Origin of the sequence: Larkinella arboricola, from assembly GCF_003259745.1 — a bacterium.
GTDB classification, from domain to species: domain Bacteria; phylum Bacteroidota; class Bacteroidia; order Cytophagales; family Spirosomataceae; genus Larkinella; species Larkinella arboricola.
In genome coordinates, this window is the sequence record NZ_QLMC01000008.1 from 29,174 (window position 1) to 43,025 (window position 13,852).

Below are 13,852 nucleotides of genomic sequence, written 5' to 3' on the forward strand. Positions count from 1 at the left end.
GAGTTTGCCGTTACTTGTCAGTCAGAATACTATAAACCTGAAAACTATGGCTCTCCAAATTGGCGACGCAGCTCCCGACTTCGAAACCCGCGATCAGAACGGCAACCCCGTTCGGTTATCGGATTTTCGGGGCCGGAAGGTCGTGCTGTATTTTTATCCGAAAGACGATACGCCCGGCTGTACGGCCGAAGCCTGTAGCCTGCGCGACAATTATGAACATCTGCAAAAAGTCGGCTATGAGGTACTGGGTGTGAGCGTTGATGATGAAAAATCGCACCAGAAATTCATCAAGAAATACAACCTGCCATTTCCGTTGCTGGCCGATACCGATCATAAAATTGTGGAAGCGTACGACGTCTGGCACGAAAAGTCGATGTACGGGCGTAAATTCATGGGTATTGTCCGCACCACTTTTTTGATTGATGAACAAGGCACCATTTCCGAGATCATCACGAAAATTGATACGGAAAAGCACGCTGAACAGATTTTAAAATAGAAGTTAGAATATAGACAAGAGCCAATAGGTTTATTTGAACGTCATAACGCTCTTGTCACAACTCCCTTGTCTGAATATGGAAATCCAAGAACTACAACACATTGCCACGCAGGTCCGGCGCGATATTGTCCGGATGGTCCACGCCGTTAATTCCGGCCACCCCGGCGGTTCGCTGGGCTGCACCGACCTTCTGGTCGCGCTTTATTTTGACGTGATGCGCCTGAAGCGGGACGAAGCAGGAAAAGCCATTTTCGACATGGATGCCCGCGACGAAGACGTATTTTTCCTGTCAAACGGTCACATTTCGCCGGTTTTTTACAGCGTTCTGGCGCGTTCAGGTTACTTCCCGGTTTCGGAACTGGCTACGTTCCGGAAAATCGACAGCCGCTTGCAGGGTCACCCGGCCACGGCCGAGCACCTGCCCGGTATCCGCATTGCGTCGGGTTCGCTGGGTCAGGGCCTGTCGGTAGCCTGCGGAGCGGCTTTTGCCAAACGGCTGAACGGCGACGACAAACACGTCTACGTACTGATGGGCGACGGTGAGCAGCAGGAAGGTCAGATCTGGGAAGCTGCTTCGTTTGCCCCCCACCACAAGCTGGGCAACCTGACGGCCATCATCGACCTCAACGGCCAGCAGATCGACGGCCCAACGAATCTGGTCATGAACAACCGTGACCTGGGCGCCAAATACCGGGCCTTCGGCTGGAACGTGACCGAGATGCAGGGCAACGACATGAGCGACATCATCAAAACCCTGCACCAGTCGAAGACGGACGCAGAAGTACCGACCCTGATTCTGATGAAGACGGAAATGGGTTACGGTGTCGATTACATGATGGGTAGCCACAAATGGCACGGTGTCGCGCCGAACGACGAGCAGTTAGCAACGGCTTTGAACCAACTGCCCCTGACGGCGGGAATGGAAGACTATTAAGCATGAAGATCAAACGCCTGGTCATCGAAAATTTCAAGTCCATCGAACGGATTGAGCTTATTGAGCCCAATCCGTTCACGGTCTTTGTCGGCCCTAACGGGTCGGGGAAATCGAATATTTTCGAGGCTCTGGAGTTTGCGAACGCAGTGGCTAAAAATGACCCATTTACTATTGCTAGGCTTTACGGTGGAATTCAAAGCGTTATTAACCAAAAAACTCAAGACAGAATCTTTAAACTAAATATAGATTTTGACATTTCCATTCTGCCCGAATACCACGTTCATTTATTTTATTCCGAAGATGGTTCACATATCAAAGGAGCTTCGGCAGGAATTCCAAATGACCTTTTCAAAGATTATTTTTTGGGTAAAGACATTAATACCGATCTAATATATAAACAGTTTCACTTTAGCTTTTCTAGGTTATTTGTAAAGAATTTAGATATACAGAAGTTTCCATATCAAGATGACGAATCACTTAACTTATCCGCGGATAATCTCGAAAAGGTTTTAAAAAGAATTCTTAGTAACCCTTTTGTAAAAGAAGAATTCGACGATTGGCTATCTCTATTCATTCCTGGTTATGAAAACCTTACCATTCACTCTGATTCAATAAGTGGAACTGACTCTCTCTTGCTAAAGGATAAATATATCGAAAAGCCGTTTAACAAAACTTTAATTTCTGATGGCACTTATAACATTATTGCTCTATTAACAGCTATTTACCAAAGTGAAGAACCACAATTTCTTTGCATTGAAGAACCCGAAAACGGTTTAAATCCTAAAGTTGTAAGGGAGTTTGTTAATCTTTGCCGGTATGCCTGCGAAGAAAAAGGCCATTTTATCTGGCTTAATACACATTCCCAGACTCTAGTATCGAAACTAGAGCCCAAAGAGCTTATTCTGGTTGATAAAAAGAAGGGCTCGACACAAATCAAACAATTTAAAGGCGAAAATTTTTACGGTCTTCGCATGGACGAAGCCTGGCTAACCAATGCTCTTGGAGGTGGGCTTCCGTGGTAAAAGTGGGTTTTATTTGTGAAGGGGAAACTGAAACCGTTATTGTGAAGTCCGACGCGTTTCAATCCCTTTTAACTGCTCTAGGGCTGGAATGTACCGAATCTGTTATCGATGCAGCGGGAGCCGGAAACCTACTTCCACAAAACATAGAACATTTTCGGCAACGGCTAATTGATTCTGGCGCTGAGCATATTTTTATCCTGACTGATTTAGATGATCAAGCCTGTATTACACTAACCAGAGAACGAATTACGGAACGTCCTAATCAAACTATTATCGTTGCCGTAAAAGAAATAGAATCTTGGTTTTTAGCAGATTCTGAAACCATAAGTAAATTACTTAAAAGTGATTTTTCGTCCGAAACACCAGAAGCTCAACATAACCCATATGATTTTATAAAGAAATTAATGCTGAAAAGAACCGGTGCTGGTTGCGGAAGTAAAGTAAATCTCGCTAATAAAATGACTAGACGTGGCTTCTCCGTCGAAAAAGCCGCCCAACACCCCCATTGCCCGAGTGCCAATTACTTTTTAACTAAATTGCAATCCTTACGACCATGAAGAAATATACATACACTGAAAAAAAAGACACCCGCTCGGGATTTGGCGCGGGCATTCTTGAACTGGGCCGCACCAACCCGAACGTCGTCGCCCTGACCGCCGACCTGGCCGGATCGCTCAAACTGGAAGGATTCATGAAGGAGTTTCCGGATCGCTATATCCAGTGCGGCATTTCGGAAGCCAACATGATCGGCGTGTCGGCCGGTCTGACCATCGGTGGCAAAATACCGTTTGCAACGTCGTTTGCTAACTTCGCGACCGGACGGGTTTACGACCAGATCCGGCAATCGGTTTGCTATTCCAACAAAAACGTCAAAATCTGCGCATCACACGCGGGTCTGACGCTGGGTGAAGACGGCGCCACGCACCAGATTCTGGAAGACCTGGGCATGATGAAAATGCTGCCCCACATGACCGTTATCAACCCCTGCGATTTCAACCAGACCAAAGCCGCAACCATCGCCATCGCCGATCATGTTGGCCCGGTTTACCTGCGGTTCGGCCGTCCGGTGGTGCCCATTTTCACGCCCGCCGACCAGAAGTTTGAAATCGGGAAAGCCCTCGTGCTGAACGAAGGTCCGGATGTGTCCATCTTTGCCACGGGCCACCTGGTTTGGGAAGCCATCAAAGCCGGCGAAATGCTGGCCGAACAGGGCATTGAAGCCGATATTATTAACATTCATACGATCAAGCCGTTTGATGAAGAAGCCGTGCTGGCGTCGGTCCGCAAAACCCGTTGCGCTGTTTCGGCGGAAGAACATCAACTGAACGGAGGTTTGGGCGACAGTGTGGCTCAGGCGCTGGCCCGTAACTTCCCCGCTCCGCTTGAAATGGTTGGTGTACACGACAGTTTCGGGGAAAGCGGCACGCCCGATCAGCTGATGAAAAAATACGGTTTAACCGCCGAGAAAATTGTCGAAGCCGCACTGCGGGCGAAGTCCCGCGTTGTTTAATGTTTATTGTCCACGGTTTGTCGTTTCATGACTCCAGAGTTCGTTAAATGGCAGACCGTGGACCGTAAGCTTTAAACCTTAAACGCATAAAATGACTGACGAGGAACTCCTGCAAAAATACCGCGATCCGCAAAGCCGGAACTATGCCTTTAATCTGATGGTACGCCAATACCAGCAGAAAATTTACTGGCATATCCGGAAGATGGTCATTGACCACGATGATGCGGATGATCTGACGCAGGAGACGTTCATCAAAGTCTGGAATTCCCTGGAGAACTTCCGGGGCGACTCCCAGTTATATACCTGGATTTATCGGATTGCCACCAACGAGTGTCTGAACTTTCTGAATAAGAAGCGCCGACGGTTTTTCCTGCCCATCGGCGATGTGGAAGGCGAACTGATGGAAAAGCTGGAAAGCAATTCAGACTTTGTAACGTCGGGCGCGGAACCTTCCGGAGAGGAGATTCAGTTGAAATTGCAGAAGGCTTTGCTTAAGCTTCCTGAAAAACAACGCCTTGTCTTCAATATGAAGTATTTCGATGATATGAAATATGAAGATATTTCCGAAATTACCGGCACGTCGGTGGGGGCTCTGAAAGCGTCGTATCACCTGGCGGTTAAAAAAATTGAAGAATATCTGAATGGGAATTAAACCTGTTACCGACTTGCTTGTCAAACCGTTGTGTTTATAAGACAATGGAACCAAAAAAACCAATACGACTTGACGAACTAGATCAGCAACACGCCCTGCGGCAGCTACCGTTTTCGGCACCGGAAGGCTACTTTGATACGCTTCCATCGCGGATTCAGGCCGAAGCCACCCGCCGTTCACACCGTTTCACGATAAGTTGGTCGTGGCAACGGTCGGCGTCGACGCTGGCGGGTGCGGGTTTGGTGGCAGCTTTGGTCTGGTTTACGTACCCGAAAAAGCAGGATTCGCTGGAACCGGAACTGTTGAGCAATGTCAGTTCGGCTTCGGTTGTCGAATACCTTCAGGATCAGGATATTTACCTGGAAGATTATTCGGATTTAATTGATTCGCACAAAATGCCGAACGATTCAACGCTGATCCACGAATTGCACGTTTCGCCGGAATCAATCCAGCAGATGATTGAGGAAGATGCGTCCGGTACCATAACCATCTGAGTAGCTAAACGGTTTAGCGTTTAGGTTCGTAGCTCATTCTGACCCGATAGACCCTAAACGCTAAACCCAATCTGCCTGATTATGACCGATTTTTTATTCTTACGTATTACTATGAAACCGTTCATTCGCTTACTGATCCTGTTCTTTGGCCTGGTGCTTACCCTGCCAGCCGCTGCCCAGAATCAGGATCGCCAAAAAATAGAAAGTGCAAAAATTGGCCTGATTACCAATCGGTTGAACCTAACGACGGAACAGGCTCCGCAATTCTGGGCGATCTACAATGAATACAGTGATAAACGGCGGGACATTACGCGGCAATTGCGCCGGTCGAGTAAACCCGGCGGTACTGCGCCCATTAATGAATTAAACGAGTCGGTCGAGTTGAAACAGAAGCTGGTGGATCTGGAAAAGGATTATAACGCCAAATTCCTGCGGGTGATTAGTCCGCAGCAGCTTCAGGAATTGCATAATACCGAACGTATGTTCAACAAAATGCTGATGGATCAGCTTCGATCGAATTAAACAAAACTTTGCTATACTACACCTGCAACAAGCCCGGCCACTTGGCCGGGCTTTGTGTTTGTACCCATCAGAAAAGTAGTGCCGAAAGACCAAAACAATCAACTTGACGGCTTATGGACCTAGGACAGAAAAAGCGGATAAAAATGAGCCTGTAAACGTTTCTGTTTCCTCTCTATTTCGTTTACTTTAGCACTGAGGCAGCCCATACATCACGATGAATTTACCCCAGGCCGAAGCATTTATTCTAGCCCGATTAGAGCGGGAACTCGCGCCCACGCTGTATTATCACGGTATTCATCACACACGGGACGTTGTGGAAGTGGCGTTGCAGCTGGCCAGGGCCGAAAACATTACCGATGCCGAGACGCTGGCGTTGCTCCGAACGGCGGCTTTGTACCACGATTGCGGCTTTGTCACGACTTATCAGGGCCATGAAGCGGAAGGCTGCCGCTACGCCCGCGAAACGCTGCCGGAATTTGGATACACAACCGGACAAATTGAACAGATTTGCGCAATGATTATGGCTACCCAGATACCGCAGAATCCGCAGAATCTGCTCGAACGGATTTTGTGTGACGCCGACCTGGATTACCTGGGACGCCCGGACTTTGATCCGATTGCCCGTACCCTTTTTAAAGAACTAAAAGCCCGCAACCTGATCAGCGACGAACCCACCTGGAACCGGACGCAGGTGAATTTTCTGGAGAATCATCAATACTGGACCCCCACCGCCAACGCCCTGCGACGGGCGGCCAAACAGCGGCAACTGGACCATCTAAAAGAGATTGTCAGCCATTATCCGGTCTGACCGCCAGGGTTTGCAGCTTCTCGTTCTGAAGCCGGATACGCTGGCACAGAATCCGCATCATGTTCCGCAGCACTTCCTCCCGTTCTTCCATTAAATCGTAAAAATCTTCGTGATCGATCCGGAACAGCAGCACCTCGGAAGCTGCAATGGCTGACGCTGACCGCGGTTCGGTATCCAGCAGGGCCAGTTCGCCGAACACATCGCCCCGTTCAAACTGCGCCAGCCGTTCCTGACGGTCATAAATATCAACCGCGCCCGAATAAATCACGAACATGCAATTGCCAATTTCTCCTTTTTCGAAGATCGTCTGCCCTTCCTGAAACTGGACTTCTTTCATGATGGGGGCAATCGTACTCAGGATGTTTTCGGGCGTATCAGCAAACAGCCGGGTATTTTTCAGAACAATAACCCGTTCAAAATCAGAAATGTGCTCTTCTTCAATTGATTTCATAAGTTCAACAGAAATCGTGGGATAATCGGCCAGTAACCGCTGGTACCAGTCGGGATGCTCCACCTGAACCACCTGCAAAACCCCGTTGGCGCTTTCGCTCAGGAGCTGAACCGAATGGTGCAAATAACCGCCCAGCAACTGCGCGTTGGGCAACGACCGGGGCCGCCACCGGCGCATGGCCACACTGATGGTCCAGGCCGAAAATACCGTCTCCCCCTGATCCAGAATGTACGTCAGCAACGATTCTGCGGCCTGGAATACCCCCAGTTGCGCATCGATCAGCCGGACTTTTTCGGTCATGGGAATCTCATCGACCATTGCCTGCAAACACTGGTACACCACCCGCGGAATAAGGTTGTCGAGCATTTCGAGGGCGTTGGCCCTCCGCTCCCGCGATGCATGGTCGATGCCCGTCCGGACGCTGGCAATCACATCGCGGTCGTACAACTGCATGAGCAGAAAAAATACCCGTTGCAGCAGCAGCCCCATTTCGTAATCCAGGCAGGCCAGCAGTTCCTTGTCGTTTTTGTGCAGACTGCCGTGGAGCAACCGTTGCGCCAGTTTCAGTTCTTCCTGCAACACCTGGTGGTACACGTCCGGGTTGGCTCCTGAAAACTCAAAATGACTAAGCGCCTTCAAAGCCGCGGTTCGTACCGACAAGTCCGGGCGGCTGATCAGGCTCGTCAGCAGTTGATGGCTTTCCGGCGTCCTGATTTTGGCGCAAACCCCGGCAATCCGGCGAATCAGTACGGAATCGGTGGCGGTTTGCAGGGCGTTCTCCAGAAAAGGCAGAGCCGCTTCCTGCATGTGGCTCAGCCCCTGAGCGGCCGACCGCCAGAACATCCGGTTGGTTAGCAGGTTGACCAGATGCCGGGTTAACGCCGGGTGGTTCATGACGCCAGCGGTTCGGATTGCGGCTTTGGTCACATCGGCATCGCTGCTTGTCAACGTGTCGCTTACCAGCGTATCGTACTGCTCCAGTTGCAGCATCCGGATAATATCCAGTACCGCCAGTCGATCAGCGGTCTGGGATGATTCGCTCAGCGCATTAAAGCTCGCAGCCGCCTGAGCCGAAAACGGACGGTTTTTCCAACTTCCCAGAATGGCCCCTTTCCGGACAATCAGATCGGTATGATGCAGCAGGTCCGAGACTTGTTTCGCTTCCGCTCTGGACGCCCCGCTGTACAACCGGCTGGCCAATTCCCGAATGGCCGGCTCGGCATCCTGAGTGGCTAACTGGTATAGAACGGAAGCATCGGCGGTCAAGGATAAGTCCGTAAACGCTTCCAGCGCAAACCGGCGGACCTGCGCATCGGGATGCTGAAGCAACTTTGTTGATCGGTCGGCCAGTTTATCCGGGCGATGCAGCTTTAACCAGTCGATGGCGTTGATAACCTCCTCCACCCGGTCGCTTTTCAGATTTCGCAAAATCAGTTTCGCGACCTCATCGGGGGCCGCCAGTTCGTTTGTTTCCAGAAAGCGTCGGCTCAGGGCCGATTTCAATTCGTTCAGGTAATGCCGATAGGTCCGCCCGAGAAGCCAGAACGCAACCAGCGTACCCAGCCCCATCCAGACAAACGGCGCCCACTCGTTCAGTTCCGGATAGGCATGAAATGCGTAGAGCAGAATACCCGCCAGGGCCATTCCCAGCGGTTCGTAGAAACCCTTAACGAGCGTGTGCCCCTGTAAGCGTTGCGAGGTGCTGAGTGGCTGGAAAAGAACCAGAAAAACCGGATCGAACAGCGAACGTCGAATCACCTCGAAGGCCAGGTAAAGCGCGCAGTAATAAAGCAGCCAGGCCGATTCGCTGACATTGGAAAGATAAACAGCCGCAAAAACCAGTACCGCCACGAAAGCCGTCTGCGGCAACAATTGCAACGACTGCCGAACGCCCAGCCGGTCCAGCGCCCGACGGGAAAGCAGTACTTTCACCAGCATCGCCACCAGGTACGTCAGGGCCAATACCTGACTCACGTACTGAAGCAGCGAAGTCGTCGCGTGAATTTTGTATTTGACGTTGATAAAAAACGCGTATTCGACACTGGCCGCAACCGTGGCCACAGCAACCAGACTCAGGCACATCAGCGTAATCAGCTGGCTATTGCCAAACAGTTGCTCGACAATCCGAGACTGACTGGGTTGCCGCACTCGCGACGACCCGTGTGAGGTGTGAATATCGTGGGAACGATACGTCAGCCGCAGCATGTAAATGGCCGCCAGAAAAGACCCGAAAGCCACCAGCAGCAGGAAAAACATATCGGTATGGGCGTGTACCAGTGCCGCCAGAATAGCCCCCAGCGCCTTGGCGGGCATATCACCCGAACTAATGACGCTGAAAAGCCGCTTGCTCTGCCGCACATCAAACACCACCGCCGATACGCCCCAGAACTCCAGACTTGTCAATAAATAGATCAGCCGATACCCCACCATAATGGCAATGGCCGCCCAGACCGAGTGCCCCACCAACACCAGCACAGCCAGCACAAATGTCAGCGCAATTACCGCCCACAACACCCGAACGGCCAGACTCCGCAGCGCCAGATGGTGTTCATAATGAGCATAGAGTTTCCCGACCAGCATCATGCCAATGGCCGAGCCTATAAAGGCAATCGGTAAGCTGGTTTCGGGATGATTTTCAAGCAGAATGACATTGGCCGAAACATACGCCAGAATTGTTCCGATACCGAGAAAGAAATTATGTAGGAAAAACAACCAGACCGTTCTGACTTCGTGTTGGCGAACACCTATCGAACGGTAAAACTTTTGCACTGGCGACATGCCGTTTTCAGCTTGGTAATACCTATCAATAATACGGCTTTTCCGCCATTCTGCCTACTTTTACAGACAATTTCCAATTTGATCATGGTATCGCAACAAACACCAACGTATCCTCAACTCCAGAAACCGATTCGGATTGTAACGGCCGCGGCCCTGTTCGACGGCCACGATGCGGCCATTAATATCATGCGTCGGCTGATGCAGGCATCCGGGGCCGAAGTGATTCACCTGGGCCACAACCGCTCGGTCGCGGAGATTGTCGATTGCGCCATTCAGGAGGATGTGCAGGGCATTGCCGTGACATCTTACCAGGGTGGTCACCTCGAATTTTTCAAGTACATGATTGATTTGCTCCGGGAAAAGGGTGCGGGTCATATCCAGGTTTTTGGCGGAGGGGGCGGGACCATTCTGCCCATTGAAATCGAGGAGTTGCACCAATACGGTGTTGCCCGGATTTATTCACCGGACGACGGACGCACGATGGGTTTGCAGGGCATGATCAATGATTTACTCGAAAAATGTAACCAGACCGCCCAAACACCACTGCCACTAGAAACGCTGAACGGGCAATTGCTTCGTCGGACGCAGGCCAAAGACGTTAACCTGATTGGGCAATTAATTTCCATAGCGGAGAATGAACCGGAACGCTACACCCGTACCCGCCCCCTCTGGCAACCCGCCGAAAACCGGACGAAAACCGTTCCGGTCCTGGGCATCACCGGCACGGGCGGAGCCGGTAAATCGTCGCTGGTCGATGAGTTGGTTCGGCGGTTTCTGATTTACGTTCCGGACAAAACCGTGGCCATCCTGTCCGTCGATCCGTCGAAGCGGAAAACCGGCGGGGCGCTCCTGGGCGACCGCATCCGGATGAACGCGATCCACCCCGATCTGTCAGCCGGGCGGGTGTATATGCGCTCGCTGGCAACCCGGCAGGCTAATCTGGCCCTGAGCCAACATGTGCGCGACGCCATCGAGATTTGCAAAACGGCACAATTTGACCTGATCATCATCGAAACCTCCGGCATCGGGCAGTCGGATACGGAAATCACCGAGCATTCGGACGTGAGCCTGTACGTCATGACCGCCGAGTACGGCGCGGCCACGCAACTGGAGAAAATCGACATGCTCGACTTTGCCGACGCCATTGCCATCAACAAGTTTGATAAACGGGGTTCGTTGGATGCCCTGCGCGACGTTCGGAAGCAATACCGCCGAAACCACGCTGCTACCCACCCCACTATTTGGGAAACTGCTGATGACGAACTGCCCATTTTCGGTACCGTTGCGTCTCAGTTCAACGACGACGGGATGCACGTGCTGTTTACCAAACTGATGCAGTTGATTGGGCAGAAAACCGGCATTTCGTTACTGGAAGAGGTTCCGGTTGCCTCTTCTTCCCCGCCTGCTCCGGCGTCCATCATTCCACCCGACCGGGTACGGTATCTGGCCGAGATTGTGGAAACCAGCGATCAGTACGACGCTTTTGTCCGGGAACAGGTCGCTATTGCCCGCAAACTATACCAGCTAAACGGCGTTCTGGAAACGCTCAGAACCAGCCAAAATGGAGCGGAAACGGCGGATGCCCTGACGGCGATTTACCAGGATTTCGAAAACCGTCTTCACCATGCGTGTCGGCAACTGCTGAAAGCGTGGCCGGACCTGAAAGCGCAATACCGGGCTGATACATACCACTATCAGGTGCGCGACAAAACGATTCACCAGAGCCTATTTTCTACGTCTCTGGCCGGCGTACGGATTCCGAAAATCAGTTTGCCCACCTACGAAGACTGGGGCGACATTCTGCGCTGGCTGCTGACCGAGAATGTACCGGGTGAATTCCCCTACACCGCCGGGGTGTTTCCGCTCAGGCGCGAGGGAGAAGACCCGGCCCGGATGTTTGCCGGTGAGGGCGGTCCGGAACGCACCAACCGGCGGTTTCACTACGTTTCAAAAGGGATGCCTGCCAAACGGCTTTCCACGGCGTTCGATTCTGTTACGCTCTACGGCGAAGACCCGGATTACCGCCCCGACATTTACGGAAAAATCGGTAACTCAGGCGTCAGCATCTGCACATTGGACGATGCCAAAAAACTCTACAGCGGCTTCGATCTCTGCGACCCGGCCACCTCGGTTTCGATGACGATCAACGGCCCGGCCCCGATGCTGCTCGGCTTTTTCCTGAATGCCGCCATCGACCAGCAATGTGAGAAATGGCTGCGCCAGCAGGGAAAAACCAGCGAACCCTATACCCAGACCGCTCTACCCCACTACAACGGCCCGTTGCCCGACGGCAACGACGGTTTGGGGTTGCTCCTGCTCGGAACGACCGGAGACCGGGTTCTGCCCCGGGAAGTATACGAGAAAATCAAAGCCGATACGCTCCGGCAGGTGCGCGGAACGGTACAGGCCGATATTTTAAAGGAAGATCAGGCGCAGAACACCTGCATTTTCTCGACCGAGTTTGCCCTGCGGATGATGGGCGATATTCAGCAGTATTTCACCGACAGGCAGGTGCGCAATTTTTACTCGGTGTCGATTTCGGGTTACCACATTGCCGAAGCCGGGGCCAACCCAATTTCCCAGCTGGCCTTCACGCTGTCAAACGGGTTCACGTTTGTGGAGTATTACCTCGCACGCGGGATACACATCGACGATTTTGCGCCGAACCTTTCCTTCTTTTTCTCCAACGGCATGGACCCGGAGTACTCGGTGCTGGGCCGGGTAGCGCGCCGGATCTGGGCAAAAGCCATGAAGTATAAATACAAAGCCAACGAGCGCTCACAGAAACTGAAGTACCATATTCAGACGTCGGGGCGGAGTTTGCACGCGCAGGAAATTGCGTTCAACGACATCCGGACGACACTTCAGGCGCTGACGGCTTTGTCTGACAACTGCAATTCGCTCCACACGAATGCCTACGACGAAGCCATCACGACGCCGACGGAAGAAAGCGTCCGGCGGGCCATGGCCATCCAGTTGATTATCAACAAGGAATTTGGGCTGGCCAAAAACGAAAACCCGTTGCAGGGCGCTTTCATCATCGAAGAACTGACCGATCTGGTTGAGCAGGCCGTTCTGAACGAATTCCGCAGTCTGAACGAACGCGGGGGTGTGCTGGGTGCTATGGAACGGATGTACCAGCGCAGCAAAATTCAGGACGAGTCGATGGTCTACGAGATGCAGAAACACAGCGGCAAACTGCCCATCGTGGGCGTTAACACCTTCCTGGACCCGAATGGCTCTCCGACCCGCATTCCGCAGGAAATTATCCGCTCAACGGACGAGGAAAAACGCTATGCCATCGAATCGCGGCTGGCTTTTCAGGACCGGAACCGGGAAGCGGCTGCAACGGCCTTGAAACAGGTGCAAACGGTGGCCCTGTCGAACGGAAACATTTTTGAAGCCCTGATGGAAGCCACAAAAGTTTGCACCCTGGGCCAATTGTCGCGAGCGCTGTATGCCGTTGGCGGCCAATACCGTCGAAACATGTAAATACCTGACCAACAAATACATAAAAACCCCGTTTCTTTATAATGATGAAAGCAACGGCCGTCAGTATCCTTATTTTTCTGTTGCCCACCGTTTTATGGGCTCAGCTTTCCAAACAAAGAAGCTGGCAAAACGATTTCTTATTCAGGGTTCGGCCCCAACTGGATTCTGGTATGGATATAAACCGGCTCTCCCGCGAATCCTGTCACCGATTGATCGATAAAATGTTTACGATTGATCAACAATACCGGGACAGTTCGATGCGCTATGAACTCCATACCGAGAAGGAACGGTATTTTACCGGTTTAACGAACCAGAACGATCTGGTAAACTGGACTCTCCTGCTGAAAATAGTAAAACGGCATGGCTGGCCTTGTCAGGCGAACGGTGAACGTTCGTACAAAGCCTGGATTATTGCCTGGCACGCCCGGGCCGACTGGAAATGGGTGCAACGTTTCTATCCTCACGTAAAAAAAGGGTACCAATTGCACTGTGTCCATCCAAATTTGTACCGGGAGTTTAAAGACCTGTTTAACCACCTGAATAAAATCTTTAACCCCACATAAACTTGAACTGTATGCAAACCAGTAACAAATATTTTTAGAGATTCTAGGAAGACTGGCGCGAAAAATGATCAGGCTCTTTCCGCAGTCTTATTTTGTCTGATAAAGCAAGACAAAACGGGCTTTTAATGGC

At 51.5% G+C, this 13,852-nt stretch carries 12 protein-coding genes; 11 read left to right on the top strand and 1 reads right to left on the bottom strand.

What is annotated here, in order from left to right; all coding sequences use genetic code 11:
- Positions 1-46: 46 nt before the first annotated feature.
- The 9 genes from bcp (at position 47) to LX87_RS25215 (ending at position 6,438) form a co-directional block, all read left to right on the top strand.
- Positions 47-496: a thioredoxin-dependent thiol peroxidase gene (gene bcp / locus LX87_RS25175; RefSeq protein WP_111631079.1), complete on the top strand. Its 450-nt coding sequence runs from the start codon at positions 47-49 to the stop codon at positions 494-496.
- 76 nt (positions 497-572) lie between these two features.
- On the top strand, positions 573-1,430 hold the full coding sequence (locus LX87_RS25180) for a transketolase (RefSeq protein ID WP_111631080.1): 858 nt from the start codon (positions 573-575) through the stop codon (positions 1,428-1,430).
- Positions 1,431-1,432: 2 nt separating this feature from the next.
- On the top strand, positions 1,433-2,452 hold the full coding sequence (locus LX87_RS25185) for an AAA family ATPase (RefSeq protein ID WP_111631081.1): 1,020 nt from the start codon (positions 1,433-1,435) through the stop codon (positions 2,450-2,452).
- Positions 2,453-2,493: 41 nt separating this feature from the next.
- Positions 2,494-3,009, top strand: a complete 516-nt coding sequence (locus tag LX87_RS25190) for a DUF4276 family protein (RefSeq protein WP_170139453.1) — start codon at positions 2,494-2,496, stop codon at positions 3,007-3,009.
- Positions 3,006-3,962, top strand: coding sequence for a transketolase family protein (locus tag LX87_RS25195; RefSeq protein ID WP_111631083.1), 957 nt, complete (start codon positions 3,006-3,008; stop codon positions 3,960-3,962). Before LX87_RS25190 ends, LX87_RS25195 begins: the two co-directional genes overlap by 4 nt.
- 91 nt (positions 3,963-4,053) lie before the next feature.
- Positions 4,054-4,614, top strand: a complete 561-nt coding sequence (locus LX87_RS25200; RefSeq protein WP_111631084.1) for an RNA polymerase sigma factor — start codon at positions 4,054-4,056, stop codon at positions 4,612-4,614.
- A gap of 44 nt (positions 4,615-4,658) precedes the next feature.
- A complete protein-coding gene (locus LX87_RS25205; RefSeq protein ID WP_111631085.1) occupies positions 4,659-5,108 on the top strand; it encodes a hypothetical protein in 450 nt (149 codons plus the stop codon).
- A gap of 111 nt (positions 5,109-5,219) precedes the next feature.
- Positions 5,220-5,630 (top strand): hypothetical protein, encoded by a 411-nt coding sequence (locus LX87_RS25210; RefSeq protein ID WP_229310819.1) that lies wholly within the window; start codon positions 5,220-5,222, stop codon positions 5,628-5,630.
- Positions 5,631-5,844: 214 nt separating this feature from the next.
- Positions 5,845-6,438 (top strand): HD domain-containing protein, encoded by a 594-nt coding sequence (locus tag LX87_RS25215; RefSeq protein ID WP_111631086.1) that lies wholly within the window; start codon positions 5,845-5,847, stop codon positions 6,436-6,438.
- Here LX87_RS25215 and LX87_RS25220 read toward each other — a convergent pair.
- On the bottom strand, positions 6,419-9,667 hold the full coding sequence (locus LX87_RS25220) for a cyclic nucleotide-binding domain-containing protein (protein WP_111631087.1): 3,249 nt from the start codon (positions 9,665-9,667) through the stop codon (positions 6,419-6,421). The genes LX87_RS25215 and LX87_RS25220 overlap by 20 nt on opposite strands.
- Before the next feature lie 84 nt (positions 9,668-9,751).
- On the opposite strand from LX87_RS25220, the gene LX87_RS25225 reads away from it, so the two are divergent.
- Positions 9,752-13,159: a methylmalonyl-CoA mutase family protein gene (locus LX87_RS25225; RefSeq protein WP_111631088.1), complete on the top strand. Its 3,408-nt coding sequence runs from the start codon at positions 9,752-9,754 to the stop codon at positions 13,157-13,159.
- Between the two features lie 41 nt (positions 13,160-13,200).
- Positions 13,201-13,722: a hypothetical protein gene (locus LX87_RS25230; protein ID WP_111631089.1), complete on the top strand. Its 522-nt coding sequence runs from the start codon at positions 13,201-13,203 to the stop codon at positions 13,720-13,722.
- The last annotated feature ends 130 nt before the right edge of the window (positions 13,723-13,852 follow it).